The organism is Bartonella sp. AP88XZML (assembly GCF_042195565.1).
GTDB lineage: Bacteria > Pseudomonadota > Alphaproteobacteria > Rhizobiales > Rhizobiaceae > Bartonella.
In genome coordinates this window covers 388,302-410,170 of sequence record NZ_JBHIOQ010000040.1, presented here as the reverse complement: position 1 = coordinate 410,170, position 21,869 = coordinate 388,302, and the positions used below count along the sequence as shown (strand labels likewise).

15 protein-coding genes and 1 pseudogene are annotated in these 21,869 nt (G+C 37.7%); 6 read left to right on the top strand and 10 right to left on the bottom strand.

Going from position 1 to position 21,869, the window contains the following annotated elements; genetic code table 11:
• Positions 1 to 452: 452 nt before the first annotated feature.
• The 3 genes from ACFIK2_RS05830 to ACFIK2_RS05820 form a co-directional block, all read right to left on the bottom strand.
• A complete protein-coding gene (locus ACFIK2_RS05830; RefSeq protein ID WP_375677046.1) occupies positions 453 to 2,315 on the bottom strand; it encodes an ABC-F family ATP-binding cassette domain-containing protein in 1,863 nt (620 codons plus the stop codon).
• A complete protein-coding gene (locus ACFIK2_RS05825; protein ID WP_375633448.1) occupies positions 2,315 to 2,701 on the bottom strand; it encodes a hypothetical protein in 387 nt (128 codons plus the stop codon). The genes ACFIK2_RS05830 and ACFIK2_RS05825 overlap by 1 nt, the downstream gene beginning before the upstream one ends.
• 105 nt (positions 2,702 to 2,806) lie before the next feature.
• The gene (locus tag ACFIK2_RS05820) at positions 2,807 to 3,442 is read right to left on the bottom strand and encodes a thiamine diphosphokinase (protein ID WP_375676982.1); all 636 of its coding nucleotides are present in this window, start codon (positions 3,440 to 3,442) and stop codon (positions 2,807 to 2,809) included.
• Between the two features lie 147 nt (positions 3,443 to 3,589).
• On the opposite strand from ACFIK2_RS05820, the gene ACFIK2_RS05815 reads away from it, so the two are divergent.
• Positions 3,590 to 5,167, top strand: a complete 1,578-nt coding sequence (locus tag ACFIK2_RS05815; RefSeq protein ID WP_375676981.1) for a M48 family metalloprotease — start codon at positions 3,590 to 3,592, stop codon at positions 5,165 to 5,167.
• Positions 5,168 to 5,467: 300 nt separating this feature from the next.
• On the opposite strand, the gene ACFIK2_RS05810 is transcribed toward ACFIK2_RS05815, so the two are convergent.
• Complete coding sequence (locus ACFIK2_RS05810; protein ID WP_375613183.1) at positions 5,468 to 6,379, bottom strand: RNA polymerase factor sigma-32; 912 nt, start codon at positions 6,377 to 6,379, stop codon at positions 5,468 to 5,470.
• A gap of 577 nt (positions 6,380 to 6,956) precedes the next feature.
• On the opposite strand from ACFIK2_RS05810, the gene ACFIK2_RS05805 reads away from it, so the two are divergent.
• The 3 genes from ACFIK2_RS05805 (at position 6,957) to ACFIK2_RS05795 (ending at position 9,788) form a co-directional block, all read left to right on the top strand.
• Positions 6,957 to 8,537: a hypothetical protein gene (locus tag ACFIK2_RS05805; RefSeq protein ID WP_375633450.1), complete on the top strand. Its 1,581-nt coding sequence runs from the start codon at positions 6,957 to 6,959 to the stop codon at positions 8,535 to 8,537.
• A 21-nt stretch (positions 8,538 to 8,558) separates the two neighbouring features.
• Positions 8,559 to 8,900 (top strand): ferredoxin FdxA, encoded by a 342-nt coding sequence (gene fdxA, locus ACFIK2_RS05800; RefSeq protein WP_015856977.1) that lies wholly within the window; start codon positions 8,559 to 8,561, stop codon positions 8,898 to 8,900.
• A 303-nt stretch (positions 8,901 to 9,203) separates the two neighbouring features.
• Positions 9,204 to 9,788 carry a CarD family transcriptional regulator gene (locus tag ACFIK2_RS05795; RefSeq protein WP_273790499.1) on the top strand — a complete coding sequence of 195 codons (585 nt, stop codon included), beginning with the start codon at positions 9,204 to 9,206 and terminating at the stop codon, positions 9,786 to 9,788.
• An 898-nt stretch (positions 9,789 to 10,686) separates the two neighbouring features.
• Here ACFIK2_RS05795 and ACFIK2_RS05790 read toward each other — a convergent pair.
• The 3 genes and pseudogenes from ACFIK2_RS05790 to rpmF form a co-directional block, all read right to left on the bottom strand.
• Positions 10,687 to 11,487: pseudogene (locus ACFIK2_RS05790) on the bottom strand (tyrosine-type recombinase/integrase); the annotation flags it as partial.
• Between the two features lie 1,277 nt (positions 11,488 to 12,764).
• On the bottom strand, positions 12,765 to 12,926 hold the full coding sequence (locus ACFIK2_RS05785; protein ID WP_375676980.1) for a hypothetical protein: 162 nt from the start codon (positions 12,924 to 12,926) through the stop codon (positions 12,765 to 12,767).
• 131 nt (positions 12,927 to 13,057) lie between these two features.
• On the bottom strand, positions 13,058 to 13,237 hold the full coding sequence (rpmF, locus tag ACFIK2_RS05780; RefSeq protein ID WP_005774555.1) for a 50S ribosomal protein L32: 180 nt from the start codon (positions 13,235 to 13,237) through the stop codon (positions 13,058 to 13,060).
• A gap of 424 nt (positions 13,238 to 13,661) precedes the next feature.
• On the opposite strand from rpmF, the gene ACFIK2_RS05775 reads away from it, so the two are divergent.
• Complete coding sequence (locus tag ACFIK2_RS05775; RefSeq protein ID WP_375611731.1) at positions 13,662 to 14,564, top strand: polyprenyl synthetase family protein; 903 nt, start codon at positions 13,662 to 13,664, stop codon at positions 14,562 to 14,564.
• A 1,733-nt stretch (positions 14,565 to 16,297) separates the two neighbouring features.
• On the opposite strand, the gene ACFIK2_RS05770 is transcribed toward ACFIK2_RS05775, so the two are convergent.
• From ACFIK2_RS05770 to ispG, 3 genes are all read right to left on the bottom strand, one after another.
• Entirely contained in the window at positions 16,298 to 16,897 is a 600-nt protein-coding gene (locus tag ACFIK2_RS05770; RefSeq protein WP_375634406.1) for a hypothetical protein, read from the bottom strand.
• A gap of 799 nt (positions 16,898 to 17,696) precedes the next feature.
• Positions 17,697 to 18,848, bottom strand: coding sequence for an MFS transporter (locus ACFIK2_RS05765; protein WP_375676702.1), 1,152 nt, complete (start codon positions 18,846 to 18,848; stop codon positions 17,697 to 17,699).
• Positions 18,849 to 19,350: 502 nt separating this feature from the next.
• The gene (ispG, locus tag ACFIK2_RS05760) at positions 19,351 to 20,592 is read right to left on the bottom strand and encodes a flavodoxin-dependent (E)-4-hydroxy-3-methylbut-2-enyl-diphosphate synthase (RefSeq protein ID WP_375633454.1); all 1,242 of its coding nucleotides are present in this window, start codon (positions 20,590 to 20,592) and stop codon (positions 19,351 to 19,353) included.
• A gap of 851 nt (positions 20,593 to 21,443) precedes the next feature.
• Here ispG and ACFIK2_RS05755 point away from each other — a divergent pair.
• Positions 21,444 to 21,728 carry a hypothetical protein gene (locus tag ACFIK2_RS05755; protein WP_375636504.1) on the top strand — a complete coding sequence of 95 codons (285 nt, stop codon included), beginning with the start codon at positions 21,444 to 21,446 and terminating at the stop codon, positions 21,726 to 21,728.
• The last annotated feature ends 141 nt before the right edge of the window (positions 21,729 to 21,869 follow it).

The window sequence follows — 21,869 nt, the reverse complement described above, 5'->3', positions numbered from 1 at the left end:
ACACTTCTCACGTTAGAATCAATGAAGATCATTTGCTTTTCCGTCATAAGCAAGGTTGGTGTATTTAGGATATAAGGTAAAGATAAGGGAATGTTTCTTATGAATGCTCTCAAGTTCCAAGGGGGCTGTAGCAACATTGGGGACTGGCAAAGTATGCAATGGAACTGGCGTACTTCCATATACGAAATTTTGAAAAAACTCACGGCAAAGGTAGTTTTGTTTCTTTGCCTTGTAAACGAAGAGCATGCTTGTTTTGCGCTATCATATCACTGCTCCCCCGTATAGAAATCCCAATGACCATCACCTTGAAATGCTATATGTTACAGTGCAATCTAAAAAGTCTCTGCCATAACTCGTCAACAGCACTGTTCCCGCTAAATCAGCCACAAACTCTTGTAACAAATCAAAGAAAAGCGATGATGCAATACAAATCTTTTAAAGTTTTTTAGATATTATCGTGAACACGCTTCCATTTCTTCGCGTAAAATTTCAAGTTCTAGCCATTCTTCTTGCTTTTGTGTGCAAGTATTTCTCTTTTTTTCCAACGCTGTTGATAAACGCTCAAAACGTTCTTTATCGCGGCAATAAAGGGTTGGATCAGAGAGCTCTTGCTCAATTTTTTTGATTTCGTCCTGTAAAACAGCAATTTCTTCAGGCAATTTTTCCAATGCATAAACCTGCTTATAAGACAATTTACTTCGTGTTTTTTTCTCTCGCCCTATCAAGCTATGATCTATTGATGTATCCTGTTTTGAAAGCTCTCCCGCATGAGATTTTGAAGGTGCTTTACGCTGCGATAATTCTGTTCTTTTGCGTTGTAAGCGAAGAGCATGCTGGTTTTGCGCCATCATATCACTATAGCCGCCCGCATACAAAACCCAATGACCATCACCTTGAGGTGCCAACATATGCGTTACAGTACGATCTAAAAAGTCTCTGTCATGGCTGACCAACAATACTGTCCCCGCAAAATCAGCAATAAATTCTTGCAACAAATCCAAAGTTTCCATATCCAAATCATTGGTCGGTTCATCAAGAATCAAAAAGTTTGCAGGACGAGAAAGAAGTCGTGCAAGCATGAGGCGTGCTCTTTCTCCCCCTGAAAATTCTTTAAGGGGAGTGCGAGCTTGTTCCGGTAAAAATAAAAAGTCTTTCATATAAGAAACGACATGCCGCTCCAGCCCATTGATCACAAGAGTATCACCTCTTCCTCCCGTTAAATAATGCGCTAAAGTTTCTTCTTCATTTAAAATACGTTGCTGATCAAGCAATGCCATAGAGAGGTTATAGCCATGCCTCACCGTTCCACCATCCACGGCTTCTTGCCCAATTAATACAGAAAGGAGCGTTGTCTTTCCGATACCATTGGGTCCTACCAACCCGATTCGATCACCACGCTGAATGCGCAAAGAGAAATCTTTCACGATAATGCGATCACCATAGGATTTTGAAATTTTCTTTGCTTCAAGCACCAATTGCCCAGACTCATGACTTTTCGCTGCTGTCAAAAGTGCATTTCCAGGCTGCCCTTTATAGGTTTGATGACGCTGTCTTAAGTTTTTTAATTCGCCTAAACGCCGTACGTTACGCTTACGCCGTGCACTTACGCCATAACGTAACCATTGCTCTTCACGGGCAATTTGGCGCCCCAATTTATGCTGCTCAATGGCTTCTTCTTGCAACGCCTTATCACGCCAACTTTCAAATTCTGAAAAACGCTTTTCCAGTCTTTTGGTTGTGCCACGATCAAGCCATACCGTTGACCGCGTAACATTTTCTAAAAATCGCCGATCATGGGAAATCACCACAATCGCTGAACGCAAAGAAGATAAAACAGCTTCCAGCCATTCAATGGTTGGTAAATCAAGATGATTGGTTGGTTCATCTAAGAACAAAATATCGGGTTTTGCAGCAATGGCCTGTAACAATGAAACACGCCGCTTTTCGCCTCCCGAAAGCGTTTCCAATTTTTCCGCCCCCGAAAACCCTAAATTTGTGCGAAGCGTATTGATCCACTGGACATCAGATATATCGTCCAGCCCCGCTTCCATATAAGCGTTAATATCTTCAAATCCTGAACAATCCGGATTTTGTGAAACATAACGGAGCGTCACTCGCGGGTGGCGAAAAATTTCGCCACCATGAGGCTCTAATATTCCCGCGGCAATTTTTAACAGAGTTGATTTTCCACAACCATTACGGCCGACCAGCGCAATACGCGCCCCTTGCTCAACCGATAAAGAAGCTTGATTGAGCAAAGGCGTTTTTCCAAAATTTAAGAAAATGCGGTCAAGCCGCAGAAGCGGCACCGCCATTAACGAACGCGGTGCGGACAAGGTGCTTTATACATCACCCCTCTTGCATCACGGTAAGCACACAATTGCCGTACAGGAACTCTCTGTCCACAAGGTGCTTGGTAAACATGCCCTCTACGACCGCGATACGTGCACAATTGTGATGCCTGTCTTTGTTGTTTTCTTTGATTTGCAGCTGCACCTGTTACTGTTCCAGCCAAAGCACCAAATGCTGCACCGGTAAGTGCTGCTCCAGGCGTACTTCCAGCAATAGCAGTTCCAGCCAAAGCACCGATTGCTGCTCCTCCTACGCCGTAACGTGCAACGCGTTCATCGTTTGTGGTACAAGCAACTGAACTGAAACCAATGGCTGAAACAACTGCCACTTTAAAAATTGATTTTAACATATCAAAACCTTTCCTTCTCAAGATCAATACATAATATATCGTTTATGTCGGCACTTATAATCACTAGTCCTCCCCCTGCCTTATTCAAAATATATTGGAAGAGCTTTATGGAATAGGCACAGACGCTAACAATATAGCTTTTCCAGAACCTAAATGGCAAGAAAAGGTTCCACAAATACGGTTAGAAAGTGTTAAAGAAGAGCCAAATGACACATTTTTGTCACAAACTGGCCATTTTACCCCTTTAAGAGTTAAACCTTTTAAATCAGAAAAACCGATAATACTAAACAAACATCCCTTAGGCAAATCATACGAACAAGGTTTTGACAAAACCGGCCAACCTTCTTCCAAACCGCTTGTCAACAACACTGAAATACCCCTTTCAGCCATCATCAACGCTTGCGTCATATGAGAAAGGCTATGATCACTTCGCTCCCCTCCCAAAGCACCGCACAAAATAAGCTTTTTAGCGCCATTTTGCAACGCTCTTTCACATGCCAGAGCACTATCTGTCATATCTTTATCAGAGGGAAAAACTTCACGCGGAACATAACTATATTGACGTATTAAGTTCTCATCTGATGAATCAAAGTCCCCTAACCACAACTCAGGCGTCACATTAAGCGCTGCCGCATGACGCATACCACCATCAGCAGCAATTACCCGACTGTTTTGAATTTGATTAAGCAAACGATCAGTGATATGAACATCCCCATTTAATAATATCGTAAATGTTGTCATGCCATACTTTGCCTTTCACAAAATTTTCTTTACAGTGCATCTTTTTATAAGTGAGAGTCATTTTTTATAAACAAAAAGCGTGATATAGCCAAACGAATCCTTATCCCTAATGCCTTTCTTAAAGAAACATACGATACAAAGATACAAATGCAATTTGCCAAATTACTCCGCAGAAATAATGTGCACCATGGTCCAACGCACCCCATTTTTCACCGCAATTTTCTTTTTCGCTCTTGCCTGTATAAAGCAACTTTCATAAGTTTAACGTTTCTCCTTTCAGCTTGTCATACACCCTTTTCTCAAAATGATAGGTTTTCTTCCACTTCTTCTAAAACGATCAAACGTACCAACAACCACAATATCTATGTCACATTAAGCGCTCTGCAACACCCACGTATTTTGCAAATGTATGGTGGCGCTTATCATGATGCAAAACTTGAACACCTTTTAGCAAAGATTATCCGTAAACTGGCAGTTGCATCACATAGTTCTCATCAAAGCTATTCTGTAACAATTTTAAACTCAGAAACTATCAACGCTTTTGCGCTCCCCAACGGCTCGATCTACATCACTCGTGGTATGCTGGCATTAGCCAATGATTCTTCAGAAGTTGCAGCCATTTTAGCCCATGAGATAGCACATATCAGAGCCAATCATGGCATTTTACGCCTGCAAAAAGAAGCCCAATTAAAGATGACAAATCACATGTCTTCACGTCTTCTTTCTTCTATTGGCAAAAAACTTCATAACCCTATGCAAAACAAGCAACAACTCGCGCAATTTTCCCGCAATCAAGAGCTGGAAGCTGATTCCATTGCGCTCGAAATGCTCCAACAATCAGGATATGATCCTTTTGCTTCACCACGCTTTCTTCAAACAATGGAAGCCTATAGTGCTTTTCGTAATATCTCTGGCTCCCAAAATGCCTCTCTAGATTTTCTAGCCTCTCACCCAACTACCCCTCAACGCATTCGGCTTGCGATAAAAAAAGCAGGTAAAATCAGTAAAGGGAATAGTAAAATATCCGATCACGATTCTTTTCTCAAAAGCATTGATGGCATAATTTTTGGAGGAGGCTTTTATACAGGTTTTGTACGAGGCAACCAATTTATTCACCCACAATTGCGCATAGCTTTTTCTGTTCCAAACAATTTTACAATAGAACATTCAGCACATACTGTTTGGGCCAGTGGACCAGATAAAATTGCGATTCGTTTTGACGCTATTCCACATCCTGCTGAAATATCTGCGAGTGATTATTTGAAAAGTGGCTGGATTATCGGTCTAGACCAATCATCTATCCGCCCCATCACAATTCAAGGGCTCCCCAATCAAGAATTTATGCGTCAAGAATCCCAAAGCCAAAATTTACTTGGAGCAAGGGCCCATGCTACCAATGATCAATGGCAATTTGATGTGGTTGTCATTCCATTCAACAACCACATCTTTCGTTTTTTGACGGCCGCTCCACATAATTCTCGAAATTTTGCAGAGGTTGCCCAAAAAACGCTACAAAGCTTTCATTCTCTTTCATCTTCACAGTTAAAAAAATTGCAGCCCTTAAAAATCCGTGTTGTCCGTGTTAAACAAGGAGAAACCGTTGCAAATCTTGCAGATAAAATGCAATACACACCATATAAAGAAAAACTCTTTCGCATCCTCAACGCCCTCTCACCAACGCAAACTTTACCCGCAGGTACAAAAGTGAAAATTATTACAGAATAAGCCTTTCTTCTCATCTATTACAGTTTTGATTCTTTTCTGTCTGTATCACGCCCTCCCCTTAAAGCATATTCGAAAATAAAGAGGAACACTTTAAAATCCAACTTCATCATACCTTTATAGGTCTCCGTTTGATATATATTTCCTCCAACTAACAGCCCCCTATCTTCCTCTGTAGTAGCGCTCCCAAGGATGCATATTTCTAAACAAATCCGGACATCCCCTAAAACTGACTTTATCATATTCTCATATGCCCCCACTTAATATATTCTCTTTCCTCCCCCCCAAAAAGCCTTTCACTGCTTATATATCGTAAGCATCTTCTGAATGAATCGTAAGGAGAGCAGAACGCAATTTTTGCAAAGCCCTAGCTTCAATTTGACGCACGCGCTCTTTCGAGATTCCTAACTTTTCACCCAAAACTTCGAGAGTCGCACCCTCTTCATTTAAGCGACGAAAGCGAATAATTTCCAACTCCCGTTCGTTGAGAATTTGCAACGCATCGTAAAGCCATTGTGTACGCCGTTGACCATCAATGACTTGCTCAATTAAAGCATCAGGAAGAGGACTATCATCCACCAAAACATCCATCTTAGCAATGGGATTATCACTGTTCTCAGAAACAGAAACACTCAAGGAATTATCAGAACTGGAAAAACGAAAATCCATCGTTTCAACATCGCGCACGGAAACACCGAGTTTTTCAGCGATTGTGCGAAAAATATCCTGTTTTGACAAAGCACTATCATCTTGTATCAGTTTTGCACGCAAACGCCGAAGATTAAAGAAAAGTGCTTTTTGCGAAGAACTCGTTCCCCCTCGAACGATTGACCAATTTCGCAAAATATAATCTTGAATAGAAGCGCGTATCCACCACGTTGCATATGTTGAAAAACGCACTTCCCGATCAGGTTCAAAACGTGCAGCTGCTTCCAATAGTCCCACATACCCTTCTTGTACCAAATCCCCCAATGGCATTTTGAAACGTTTAAAGCGATTAGCAATAGCAATCACTAAACGCATATGAGCCGCTGCAATTTGATGCATGGCGTCATCATCACGTTTGTCTTTCCACCGCAGAGCCAAATCATGCTCTTTTTGTCGTTCAAGATAAGGTGCTTGCATAGCAGAACGCATCATATTACGTCCTAAGCTTTTGTCTGCATCGCTATAATTTTTGCTGCTTTTATAAACAGCATTTGAAAGATTACCCATAATAACCCCTTGCGATTAAAATTATCAAAATTGATTTGGCAACGACATCATTGTTCTTCGCTTAAAAAGAACGCAAAAGTTGTTAACTTCTGTGACCACTACTTTAACGTGTAATTTTATAATCGCAATTGTTTTTTTTACTGTCATGGTAAAACTTCTTGTCATAAGACACAATTTCACCTGCAAAATGCCTTTACAATATGCCTTTTAGCCTATGAAATATTTGAAAAAACTTTCTCTTCACTTTTCATGACAAAACAGCAAAAAAATTAAAGTGATCATGCAAAAGAAATGCCGTTTTTTGATAATCGGTTCCGTTTCCTTTTAAATCGAAGAATTTATTTATGCTTTTAGCTTTACAATACAACTAATAAGTGTAATTTGCAAATATAAAGCATCCAAACTGAATGAAAACTGAATGAAAAAAGAATCATTCAAGTTTTAAAGGCGCAAAGAAACAGCAAAAAATGACAAGAGTGATTGAAGCAAACGCAACAAACGTGTTAAAGAAAGAGCACCATTATGAAATTGTCGCAAAAAGCTTTTGACCAGTGTCACACTGAGAAAGAAAATGATCATGGATAGCAAGATTGTTCAACAGAATGAGATTCTTCAAGATGATATTCTCATTGAAAAACACGGAAGGGGTAAATTTGAAGGTTTTCGTTTTTATGCCAACAAAAACAGTACCGATCAAATAGCTGAGAAGCAAATTTCAACAGAGAATGAGAATTTGATTCTTGCTTTTTCCAAACGCGCGACACGTTTTTGTGCTTGTGCAAATGGAGATTTTACCCTCAGTTCTGATGGAATTGTGCGCTGGATTGGTCAACCCGTAGGACAACTTGTAGCAACAGAAGATTTTTTCAAACCAAAACTGATTGTTTTAGCAGATGAACAACTCACGGAAGAATCCCGCAATAACGTTGTGAAACGATTAGAACGCTTTGTCACCTTTCATTTTGAAACGACTTTAAAACCCCTGTTTGATTTGCGCAATGCTGATAATTTAACAGATTCAACAAACAGTCTTGCTTTACAACTTTTTAACTCTTTAGGGATTTTACCACGCCGCGAAGTCTTAGACATCGTCAAAAACCTTGCGCAAGAATCACGTGCCGTTCTTCGGCGTCTAGGCGTGCGTTTTGGCGCTTTTCATATCTATGTTGCCGGAATGCTTAAACCTGCTCCGGTTCAAGCCATTACTCTCCTGTGGAATCTTCAAAATGCGGGACAAGATCAAACTGGTTTGGGTGAAATTTTTTCAGCATTATCTGCTGGTCGAACCTCTTTGATGGTTGACTCTACCTATAACCGCCAATTTTATCAATTAGCCGGCTACCGAATCTTAGGACAACGTGCTGTACGGATTGATATTTTAGAACGTCTTGCCAATCTCATCCGTCCCGCACTTCATTGGAAACAAGGAAGTGATCCCAAACCAGATGGCGCCTATGATGGAAAAAGTTTTTTTGTTACACCAGCCATGATGTCCATTCTTGGGGCCAATGGAAATGATATGGAAGAAATCCTCAAAGGACTTGGTTATCAATCGTACAGCATAAGCAATACTGTTTTTGAACAAAATCTCCTTGCACACCAAGCCTCTTCCCCTGTCAATGAGACAATGCAAGATGTTCCCGCAGCAGAATGCGTTGGAAGTCAATGGCAAACAATAAGCGATTTAGAAACAACACGAGAAGAAAAAAATATCTCATACCCAAACATTTCATCCTCTGGTATTGAAAAACATCTCCATAAAACCAATCGTTTACCAGAAGCTGAACCTATTGGGAATTTTGCCAAATCCCCTCGCTCTACAGAAGAAGATAAAGTTATTTTATTATGGCATTATAAGCATCAATTTCCCCACCATGCACAAAAAAAACGTGATAAATTAGGAAATAAATGGCAAAATAAATCGAAGAACGCTGTAAAAAAAGCGGAATACAAAAATGAAAATTCCCCTCAAAAAGCACCATCACAAGCAAAACGCTCTCATAAGTTCCACAAATCCCAAGGAAAACATGCAAATCATAAGCCCTTTCAAAAAGAAAAGCGCCTTAATCCTGATTCACCTTTTGCGAAACTAGCTGTACTACGCGATCAACTCACCAATCATAAAAACACGCACACACTTTCCTCTAAAGAGAATTAAAGTAACAAATGGAGTTCGATCTTGACCCACGTAGTAACCGACAACTGCATTCACTGCAAATATACGGATTGCGTTGAAGTCTGCCCAGTTGATTGTTTTTATGAAGGGGAAAATATGCTTGTTATTCACCCCGATGAATGCATCGATTGCGGTGTTTGCGTGCCAGAATGCCCAGCAGAAGCGATTTTACCTGATACAGAACCAGGATTAGAAAAGTGGTTAGAACTCAATCTTCATTATGCAAACAAATGGCCTAATCTAACCACCAAAAAAGATCCTCTTCCTCAAGCAAAAGAAATGGATGGTGTTCCAAATAAATTAGAAAAGTATTTTTCAGAAAATCCAGGAAGTGGCGAAGAGTAATGATAAAGTGTACACTCTCCTCCTTCAACGATTGAAAGACTTCTCTTGTAAAAATAAAAAATCCTTAAGCGAAATGATTGATTCTTTTAAATTTTGATGTTAGTGTTATTTTAACATGATCATCTTTCTAAGTATTTTTCTTTGCTTGTTATAGTAAAGCGGTGTATTTTTTTTTGATTTAAAAGTACTCGGCTTTTATGCTCACTTAATTGGTACAATATACTTGGTTAAAGAAAACTCAACCCTCAGGTTTATAACCTGTTTTCCGATACATTTGTTGATCATAAGGGAGTAAACTAAAATATGGCATCCCAACATGGAACGTCTTCCAAGACCAAAGAATTTGCAACCTCTGAATATATCGTCTACCCTACGCATGGAGTAGGACAAATTATAGCGATTGAAGATCAAGAAGTTGCAGGACATAAATTAAAACTTTTTGTCATTCATTTCGCGAAAGATAAGATGGATGTCAAAGTCCCCATTGCAAAAGCCCTTTCCGTTGGAATGCGTAAATTATCTGCTAGTGATTCTGTCGAACGTGCCTTAAAAGTTTTACGTGGAAAAGCACGCGTTAAACGGACCATGTGGTCACGTCGTGCACAAGAATATGATGCTAAAATCAACTCAGGAGATCTTATTTGTATCGCCGAAGTGGTCCGTGATCTTTTCCGCTCTAATCTACAGCCTGAACAATCTTACTCTGAGCGCCAACTTTATACAGCTGCTCTTGAAAGAATGGCCCGCGAAATTGCGGTTATCAATAGTCTTTCTGAAACAGAAGCTATCAATCTCATAGAGATGCATCTCTCCAACAAGCCGGAACGCGAGTTTAAAACTGAGAGAGAAGAAACAGATGAAAACAGTAAAGCTGTCTACGCTGCATAATACACTCTTTCATCATAATGATGATATTTCGATAAAACCAGCGAAAAGCTGGTTTTATTTTTTAACATCCTCTCTGCCCTTAAGGACAAAGTTTCTTAACCAGCGCCAATCTATAAACAATCTAACTTTTCGACAAATTCCTCCTCCTTATTTTCTTTCTTCATAGATAACAAACTGATTAATCATCATAATCTAGCATTATTCATATTAAATTAGAATCTTGAATATGGTAAGATTTCTCATTTCAAATTTCTCTCATGTTGAATTAATCAAATCACTTGCTTGTCAACCACAAGCGGAGCTGATCTGTGGGTAAAAACTGTACAAAAAGAGCGAGACACTGTCTCAAGCACCAAAGGATATACCAACATTGGAATCTGGCAAGATGTGTAAGGGCGGGGCTTGCTTTTTTATTTAAGCGTAAAGATCATAGTGCCGTTTATACACTACACCGAAACTTTACCATTTACCCCCTTCTACAAAACCATTGTAACATTCAAAAACACCGTCATAAAATGGATGCCACAAATATTGAAAAATATTGCTTAAAAAAAATGCGTGACGGTACAACATAAGATATTTTGTCTTGGGCGCTCTATTTTGCATGAGAAGCATTCCCCATTAAAGAACGCGATAAAAAAAGCATGAACTAAAACCATCATCTCCATTCTGTAAAAGGCATTCCAAATACTTTTGAAAGCTGTAAAACTAACTTAAAAAATCACAATAAAAATGAACGTTGGCATTGCCCTTCCAATTTCATATTTTTCCCAAATGAGGTTTCTTATTTCAGAGGAGATATACGAAATATTCTTACTCCAATCGAACACAAAAAATCTAGAATGATTCATAGAACTCTTAAAAGTCTTAATCTCTGTTTCAAACAGACTACTAAAGATTGGATATTCTCAGCAGGAATTGTCCAGTTATCATCTTCAATCTGATCTTCACGAATATGACGCAAAGGATTGCTACGAACGCCTGTCAGGATAAGCAAACGCAAAGCCAGTTGTGTTATGTTTTGTGTTTTACAGAGTAACTGAATAAAGGCAGGAACATCTTTCCAATCCATGGCTGGTCTATGAGTGGTTTTATGACGTTGCTTACCTTAAGAGTGCGCGTGCTTTTTTGTTGCTTGTAAATCAACATCCAAACCCAAAGCAACCGCATGTTTGAGACAAATATTAAGACGCTTCAGTGCTTTATCTGCTGTTGCAGCTTTTGCATGCCAAATAGAGGCAAGGGTATTGCGTATCTCAATTTGCGTAATCTCTGAAACAAGCAGACAGCCTAATTTAGGGAGAATATAAAGGCGTAAGGGTAAAAACCAATCACAAGCTTTACCATCTCTTTTTAATTCAGCTTTACGACTTTCAAATGCATCTAAAGCAATGTTTTTTAAATAATGAAGATTACGCATTGCCTCACGCTTTTGTTCATCGCGTTCTTTAATGGAGTCACGCCCCTCACGTAAAACAGCACCCCACCCAATTGCCAATTCACGGGCTTGTTTTAAAGAAACATCTCTCAATGCCCCCATGCCCATTTCACATCGCCGACTATGAATGGTATAACGATAAATCCATTGAGCACCTCCATCTTTACGTTTGTGAAGAAGCAAGCCGGCACCATCATTATATTTTCCAGCTCGTGAGTGTTACGACAGCCCTTGGCTCTTAAGACGATTCATAAGAACCATTTCTAGTCCTTTCTTATACAAATTTTATCCACACACTCATCCCACTTGTGACGTGCAAACGAGTGGTTTTGATTGATTTTAGATAGAGAGATTTGAAATGAGAGAATCTTACGTTATTCGGGGTTCTAATCCAATATGAAAAAACTGAATTATATATATATAAATCAATATGTTGTCTAGTTATGAACAGATAACAAAAAATCATAAACTTAGGTAAGCAACACCATAAAATCATTCATAAACCAGCTATGAACTGGAGAATCGTACCGGCTTTGATAAAATACTTTGCTTACCCCCACACATAACATATTTGGTTTTAAGTTTACTTATTTTTACAAGCTGTTCGCAACAAATCCCTTATATTCACAAAAATAAGAAAAATACATAGACAATTCTTAGTTCAAAAACATAAAAAGACAGCGTGATATTCATAGAAAAGTCTCATGCACCTTTATCATAAAAAGCACTAAAGATTATTGAATGTGTACACCTTCTGTCTTGTAACGGTTTTCTCTTTTCTGCTCATAAGAAAGCGCGCTGGCATCAGCATACATTTAACCCCAATGTTACAACAATCCTTACATTTGAAAATATTCATTATAAACATTTTTTCCTTTTTTATAGAGTTTTTACCCACATGCCATTCCCATTTGTGACCGAAAAGCAAGTGATTATCATTGATTCAACATAGGGAAAAATTTGAAATGAGAAAATCCTACGATAGACCTTCCATTCAAGGCGCAAAACAACAAATGATCTTTATAAATCAATGTGATGTCGATCTCTATTTTTTTAAGGAGAATCACACGTCACAATATAAGCCTATAGACAAAACATTGCCTAAAATATTCTCATAAAAAACACCGGAAAACACCGATATGCTTAAATCCTTACATAGATCAACCGCCTTAAACGATGATATTTTACGGTCTAATAGGATTCTCTCTACAGTCAATAAAGATTAAGTGCGATACAAAATGATTCTATTACTGAGCTAACTTATATCAATACCCAAGCTCTTAACGAAGACATCATAAAAGACACTGATACAAGTAGCCCTTTATAGCCTCTCAAGAAAACAAGAAAATCATCTCCCACAATAGAATCATTTCTCTACAGCAAAACTTTATCCCACACATGTTCTCAAGAAAAAGTGAAAAACGTATCTTACCCAATGCATTCACTAATGAAATAAAAGAAGTTCACCACTGGAAAAGAAAGAAAACGCGAAAGTTTTATAACCTCTAAAACAGAACGCCCACGATACATTCCCTGTTTCACATCGATAGAAGACGATGCAAGGGAACCTCAACATTCATCTTAAAGCGAAAATGCACGCCCCAAGCGTGCATTGATCGACGAAATAAAAGAAGTTCACCACTGGAAAAGAAAGAAAACGCTAAAGTTTTAACCTCTAAAACAGAACGCCCACGATACATTCCCTGTTTCACATCGATAGAATACGATGCAAGGGAACCTCAACATTCATCTTAAAGCGAAAATGCACGCCCCAAGCGTGTATTGATCGATGCAATAAAAGAAGTTCACCTCTGGAAAAGAAAGAAAACGCTCAGTCTTTAACCACTAAAACGGAACGCCCACGATACATTCCCGTTTTCAAATCAATGTGATGAGGACGACGTAATTCACCAGAATTTTTATCTTCGATATAAGTCGGCGCCTTCAGAGCATCAGCCGAACGGCGCATGCCCCTCTTCGCTGGAGAGGTTTTTCGTTTAGGTACAGCCATAAAAAGACACTCCAAATCCATTAAAACAGAAAAAGCAATGTCAAAAATGACAATGCTTCATTTAAAACACCATAAAATTCGAGGATATTATACACTGATAAAAAAGAAGAGGCAATGTCAAAATGATCCTCCTCTTACCAAAAATGACCTTCCTGTTATCAAAAATGGTGTCACAATAATCAAATGAATATCAAAAACACTGCAAAATTTAAGAATTTTATACACCAATGAAAGCTTTTTTATAAGCCCTTCATTCAATTTTTATTTGGTTTAAAAAGGGATTTGCGCATACAGTAGAGATACGGATAAAAAGAGAAGTTGATTTTTAATAAAAAACGACGCCAATTTATGAAAACAAGAAAAAGCGACAACCTTTCTCTTTAAACTTCATAATTTCATTTTTGTAAAAACAAAGGAAGCAAGAATGCACGAATTTACCACCCTTCTTGCAAAACATAGAGACACCGTTGAAAAACGGCTTGATACCCTGTTAAGTGATCAAATCCAAAATGGTGAAATTTCACGCCCTAAAAACTTAATCAAAGCCATGCGCTATGGTGTGCTGAACGGTGGAAAACGCTTGCGTCCTTTTCTTGTAATTCAAAGTGCTGCACTTTTTGACGTCCCTGTAGAACATTCTCTTGATGTTGCATGTGCCTTAGAATGTATCCATTGTTATTCGCTCATTCATGATGATCTTCCCGCTATGGATAACGATATACTCCGGCGTGGAAAACCCACCGTCCATATAGCATTTGATGAAGCAACAGCAATTCTAGCAGGCAATGCCCTCTTAACATTTGCCTTTGAAATTATTGCTCATAAAGCTAGTATTTTATCTACAGATATTAGAATCAAGCTGATCACGTCTCTTGCACAATCGGCAGGGCTTGGCGGTATGTTAGGTGGACAAATGCTGGACCTTGAAGCTGAAAAAAGACCGCAAGAAAGTACTGACATTATCACTCTACAACACATGAAAACAGCAGCCCTGATAAGCTTTGCTTGCCAAGCAGGTGCCATCATTGGCAATGCATCTAAAGAATTAACTGAAAAACTTACTGATTTTGGTACCTATCTTGGTTTAGCCTTTCAATTAACCGATGACCTTCTTGATGTCACCGCCAACACGCAAACCCTAGGAAAAACGGCTGGGAAAGATGAAACGGCACAAAAAGCCACTTTTGTTCATCTCTACGGCATTAAAGAAACCCAAAAAAAGCGAGATACACTCATCAGTAAAGCAGAAGCATTCTTACATCCTTTTGGCGCTAAAGCACTCCCCCTCCAACAAGCAGCACACTTTAGTGCAATACGCCAAAATTAAACTTCATCCACCTATTGTACATAGTGTACACCGTCATATTTATTGAATGCATAATAGACTTTTCCAAGAAACATTACCATTAATCTCCATTATAGTCCTTATCATGAAATGGGTGCGACAAATCTTAAGAGGAATTTCATTAAAACAAGCCGCGTAAATTTATAACACAAATGCATTCTAGGTATCCTATTTTGCATGAAAAATGCCTTTCATTAAAGACTAAAAGAAACAAAATGTAAAACAATGCGTAATCACCATGTTTTAAAAGATATTACAGTGGGTAGTGGGTGCTTTAAAGCCGAATAAAAAACAACCGGAAAGAGAAAAACTCGTTTTCTCTTTTATGTCTTTAATCTTCTAACGATAAGGCAAAATAAACAGAATAAGTAATAAAACAAGGCATTTTATAAACCCGCAAAAAACAATAAAAATGCCGATTGGCTTTGTAGCCTTATCAAAGTCATCTGTTGTTTATTGCCAACCCTAGGAGTACACTGCCCTCAGTAAAGAGTCGTAATTTTTATGCCTTTCCACGCTATCTTGTTGTAAAAGATCAAATATGGTTACATTCTGTAAATTCAGTCGTGTATTGCTTGCTCTCTAAAAACACTTTTACAAAAATGCTCGTTGTTTAGTTTAAGCATTATTTTTTTGAAGCTCGTATTTAAAATATCAGAAAAAAATGAACATAATGGCTATTTTGATTTTTATGCCACCCTCAAAGAACAAAGTCTTTTAATACAATCTGCTCTGTAAACAGTCTAGTATCCTACCGAGTAGGTTTCTCTCGCTTTCCACACATGCGATTCACTTAAACTAAAGACGCGATAAGCAAGACTTAAGAATATTCACCATGTACTTCTTAAAATACTTAATGTATCAAACAGGATACCTTCACCACCCCTCAAATGACAGTATATTATAGCATAACAGGATAAATAAAACCACTAATTTCAATAGAACGAAAGACCAAAGCAGTATTATTACCGATCTCTCTTCTCTTAAACTGGAAAGATATAACACATTGATTTATAATGATAATTTGCGGTTGTTCAACTTGAATAAGAACCCTGAATACCGTAAGATTCTCTCATTTCAAATCTGTGTATATTGAATCAATCAAAATCACTTGCTTGCACCTCAAAAACAGAGAGAGCCGCGTAGGGCAAAACATCAAAGAAAAGACTAAAAAAATGCCTCTTATGAACCGTCTTAAAAGCCAAGGGCTGTCGCAACATTAGGGGCTAGCAAAGTGAATGATTATGTCGGCATGCTCCTTCAAAAGCAGAAACATTTTTATTTACAAAAGTGTGTAATAACTTCAATTTAATAATAATCATGATCACTGTACAACTTTAATTCATCACGCTCTTTATCTCGTTTATTCAATTCATCACACAAAAAGAGAATTGATAAGATTAAACAGAGAATGATCTTTGCAACAGAAAGATAAAAAAGTCCTTATTATTATATATAATAGCGCAATCTAATTTGTGATAAGTCGTTTTTTCAATCCAAGTGCAAATTTCCTCCTTTAAGTGCAATTTTCTTATTAAGATGAAAAGCATCATTGTAAGTGAACCTATGCCTGTTGCCAACGCTGGAAAATATGGCCACCTTTTGAAGCCATAATAAAAAAACAAGCAACATGGCCAAGAAAATGCCGCAATTATCAAGAGTATTATAGCCATTTAATACCCTTCGAGAGAATTTTTCTCATTACCCATTCAATATCATTTGTAAATTCCTCTTGGTTTCATCATATCATATATCGTGTGGAGTTCTCTGCAAAAACGCGCTATTTGTTTAGTATTGTCATCATGACCAGCTCTCATACTAGACACAAGGTCAATAATTTGTGTTGTTGGGCTAATACCATTTCCACTTGAAGAATTAAGAAATTTTTTCGCATAATCAATCATGGGGTCGGTAGAATTCATAGACATATTATAAGCCCAGATAAAATCGCTTTCTCTCCAATTATAGTCATAACGCAAACTGCTTATGACATTGGGTAGCATTGCCCATGACATCTCCTCATTATAATCACTGCGTAATAAATTAACAAAGCGTCCACATAAAACAATAAGTATGTGTCGATGCCATATAATATCAAATTTGGGCGCTATGTTTTGATAACCACGGCTATAGACGAAATTTCTTGCTTGTTCCTGCTTTTGAAAATGTTCAAAAGCCTCGTATTTTTCACTTATATATTCTTCGTAAAGTTTATTGTACTGCTCTAAACTATCTACACGCGTACATCCCAACAATACCAATACAGAAAAAAGAGTTATAAATGTTACAACAAACGTTATGGATAACGATTTCATCGCTTTACCTTTATAATAACCATAATTTGTACGGCTTAACAGATTCCTATCAAATATATCAATATGTGCTGGTTTCTTGTGGCTTATTTGTAGCAAATTGTACTCAACAATATTTCTGTACTTGGTTTTATTCCCTCTCAAAGAGGGGGGATGTCATTCAAAGTTTCCATAGATAAGTTTATTATCTGGATCAGAAATTTTCTAACATCAGAAAATACAGAGCTAACGCCACAATCAAAGAGAAAATACTCAAAAATGAGAATGTACAACGTAAAAAATTATCTCAACAAGATAATTGATATTTTAAAGAAAACAGCAATAAAACGCGTTAAATATATCAACAATAAAATCAGTCATGAGGAAAGCCTATTTGAACAGGCTATAAATTGTCCGACTGCTTAAATTAGCTCTAATGAGATAAAGTGTTACCAGTAAGGAACCAATGAAAATGAGAAAACTGCTCCATCACCATTCCTTAATAAGTATATAATCCGGCACAATCATGTTCTTTATCAGCGTCCAATCTTGTCAGCAACCCTTTGTGTAATATTCATGAGCAGCATTTTTATTTCTTTTGTAATGATTGTTATGCCATTTTAATGATTATTATGCCAAGCCCACTTATAACGTACAAGCAGATGACTTTGATTGCTTCAACATACATAGATTTTAAATAAGAATAACTGACACTATTCAGCTTTCTCATTCAACATGCAAAAACAACGATGCGCCTTAATAAATCAAAGCTTTGCCCCACTATGAAACCCTATAAAACACGTATCGTAATAAGTTAATATTTTCACTGAACTTTTTTGAGAGTTCCTTCTAAAAAAAGTACTGCCAACAAGTAAATCAATAAATAAATAGCAAAAATATAAACGAGTGAGAAAAAGCCAAATATATTGACCATATACGCACTCATGTAAAAAAATACCAATAAGCTAAATCTCCCAACGGTTGACAAGAAAGATTCATATGTAGCCCTGAAATGATCACTAATACTATCATGCAAAACAACTTCTACACGAAGATATGTATACTTAATGAGATAAAAAATCATACAAACTAAAATGACAGCCATTTCTTTTCTTGGTTCAAAGAAAGCAACGGTAAAAATCAGTGAAGCCGAAAGAAACAGTAGTAAAATAAAATTCACTCTTTCACTTAGTTTTGTAAAGAGAAAACTAGCCAAGAGCTGAGAGAACAATATCAGTGAAAATGTCACACCAAGATCAAAATAAGTGACATTAATATCATAATCTTTAAATATCCACTGCCAATACTGCGAGAATATATTGAAAAAGATCAATGAAAAATAAAAGCATAAAGAGATATAAGGAACTTTAATAAAAATAGACAATATCTCCTTAGCTTCACAAATGAGAGAATTCGCTTTATTTGGTTTTTTCTCCCCCTTCAAGTCATCAAGAAAAAACAAACCAAATAGTGTCGTCATAAACATTAAAAACGCCGCGATATACCATATATATTGGCTAGAATAATCAGCAAAATATGCGCCGATTAAACTGAATATAAACATGCCGATATAATTATATTGAGAGCTGGAACCAAGCACTTTTTTAGTAGATGTCAATTTTGCTTTTGCATATTGAACAAGTAAAGCATTATAGGCTCCAGCAATTAATGTCAGCGATAAGGCATTAAAAGTTTCTGCCAAAAGAAAACCATAAAAGCTTGTAGAAAATCCCATGAGAAAGAGCCATGTGGCAGCAAAAGCCGCTGCCAAAACGATCGATATTTTATAACTTTTTCGATCAGCAAAATATCCCAGAGGAATATCGGTAACCATCATAATAAAAGCCTGAAACGACTTAATGACACCTATATCAATAAGCGTTAAGCCTTTTTCAAGCATATAAAAGACAATAAAGGCGCCGGTTAAAATCCTTATACCGTTAAATAAAAAGCCAAACGCTAATATACTTGTCATGCACTCCCCCAATAACGCCAAAAAAGGCACCCGTATACATCATTTTATATCAATATAAAAGCTTACATTTTACGACAAATAGGACTATAATCGCTATAAGGATTTCCAATCCTATCAATTTGATACCCCAAAAAATGCTGGGAAAATGCCTGAAAAATCAATAAACAATGTTCTTTCTATAATTTGATATTTGAAGAATCCGTTAAATATTTTACTGTCTCAAGAGCAGCCAAAAAACCAACAACAACATTTACGGATCTATTAAAGTATTCATATCGTTTTGCTTAATAGTCTTAACACACTCAAACTCATTAATATCTTTCATAAGCTTCTGATTCTAAAACAGGCATATCATCTGGTTTTACCTAAAATAATAAGCAACCAACAACAGTATTGACCATAGCTAAAGCAGCAGCATACAACAGCGCCATCTTCACATTGAAGACAGCTTGTTAAAAAAAACGACACACCATTTTTACTTCAACCTTATGCGATTTTTACCTCAACCTTGCCCAAAGCGTGTATGAATATAATCACTCAAAAGTGCTTCAAATTCTTCAGCAATGTGATCACCCCGCAAAGTTTTTACCTTTTGTCCCTCAATAAAAACAGGTGCCGCAGGACTTTCCCCCACTCCAGGCAAAGATATTCCAATATCCGCATGCTTTGATTCCCCCGGTCCATTGACGATACATCCCATCACAGCAACCTTCAAACTTTCAACGCCAGGGTATTTTTTACGCCAAACAGGCATATTTTTGTATAAATCTGCTTCAATTTTTTGCGCCAATTGTTGAAAGACCGTTGAGGTTGTGCGCCCACAACCAGGACAAGCCGCAACAACAGGCAAAAATTGCCGAAAACCCATCACTTGCAAAAGTTCTTGCCCCACCTTTACTTCTCGTGTCCGATCACCACCAGGTTTTGGTGTTAAGGAAATTCGTATCGTATCGCCAATCCCTTGCTGTAATAAAATACCCAAAGCCACCGAAGAAGCAACAATGCCCTTTGTTCCCATCCCAGCTTCCGTTAACCCCAAATGAAGAGCATAATCACAACGCGCCGCCAAGGTGGTATAAACAGCAATAAGATCTTGGACATCACTCACTTTAGCAGAAAGAATAATTTTATCACGCCCCAACCCTAACTCTTCTGCTAAAGTAGCCGAAAGCAAAGCCGACTGCACAACAGTTTCCCGCATCACTTCAGCAACCGATAAAGGATTTTCTTGCTGTGCATTTTCATTCATAAGCCGTGTTAACAACGCATTATCAAGAGAGCCCCAATTCACGCCAATGCGAATAGGTTTATGATACCGACAAGCAATCTCAATAATTTCTGCAAATTGACGATCTTTTTTTGCGCCAAAACCAACATTTCCAGGATTGATGCGATATTTTGCAAGCGCTTCAGCACACGCAGGATGCTCAGATAAAAGCTTATGACCAATATAATGAAAATCCCCAACCAATGGTACAAAAAATCCTAACCTCTCCAATCGCTCCCGTATTTTTGGTACAGCCGCCGCCGCTTCATCGCGATCAACAGTAATTCGAACCAATTGTGAGCCAGCTTGCCAAAGAGCAGCTACTTGAGAAACAGTTGCATCAACATCAGCGGTATCTGTATTGGTCATCGACTGTACAACTATCGGGCTCTGCCCCCCAATGATCACATCACCAACAGCAACACCAACAGATCGACGACGCTCAAGTGGTTTAGATAAAAAATAGGTCGTACTCATCAAGTCCTCAAATTTTTAAAACCTGCGCTATCAATCATTATTTACATTGATTTCCTCCGCGCTTCAAAGGACGAAAATTACACCGCCCACCAATCTTAACAGATTGCTCTCAAAAGGTTCGACCTACTAACACTGATGCAATACAACTCATAGGTGTATTCATTCTATAGACGTACCGGATAAGTTCTACTACTTCTGTTCAAGTTTATACTTCTACACTTGGTTGCTTCAAAAAGAAACTGAAACAAAACAGAGACAATACTGTATTTTTAAGTTGCATGCCGATACCTGACATCAATGTCATCACAAAACAGTGTTTTACAACACAACAAATAACACCCATCAAAGCGCCATTTTTAAAAATGCATGAAAGACATCGCCAAATTAATCCAATATATTGATTTATAATAATCTATTTTTTACAAATTTGAATGGAAAACCCAAATATCATAAGATTTCCTCATTTTAAATCTTCTTAATTGAATCAATCAATACCACTCCCTACAGCCACAAGAGAATAGGTAGATAAAAACTCCTTATAAACTATTTCAAGTGCCAAAAGCTATCCCAACACTTTAAACAAACAAAAAAATGAAGACATCGCCCACCATTTTTATGAATGAATCTTACACCATTTTGTAAAAATTTTTACCTTACATCCTTAACAAACACCATCACGAAATGAACTCGAGTACATTAAGAAATGCCTCATTAAACCCAAACTCTTAACTCTCATCTCACCCACGCACGGCATTATCAATGCAACCTTTCAATTTTCAAGCCGTTATAGCAAAACCCCAAACACAATTCCAACTGTCACACAACAATTTAACACATGAAGGAGTCAATAAATGTGTCTATTTTCACCCCATAGAAAAAATGCTAAAATTAAAAAACGTATAGCACAATTAAAAAGAGAGCTGGTCCCCGTAAATCATTGGAGTTTTCAAAATGATAGCTTTGAAAACATTTCTGAGCTGTTTAATACATGGAAACAAAAAGGCCGTCACGCACTTTATCACCTCAACGAACATGCTACAGAATTAAAGAAAAAAGCGAAAGAAAATCCTAAAAAAACCCTCGCATTAGCAGCAGGAGCCGTTTTAGTAAGCTTCTTGCTGATCCGTAAAAATTAATAACACAACCAATAACCTTCCCTTTTAATGCCCGACTCAAAGCGGGCATTTTTTATGGTTTACAAAATATAAACTTTACATCTTCCTCCTAACTTTATGCCCTCTCCCAACAGGATAAGTTTCCCACCCATCCGAGCAGTC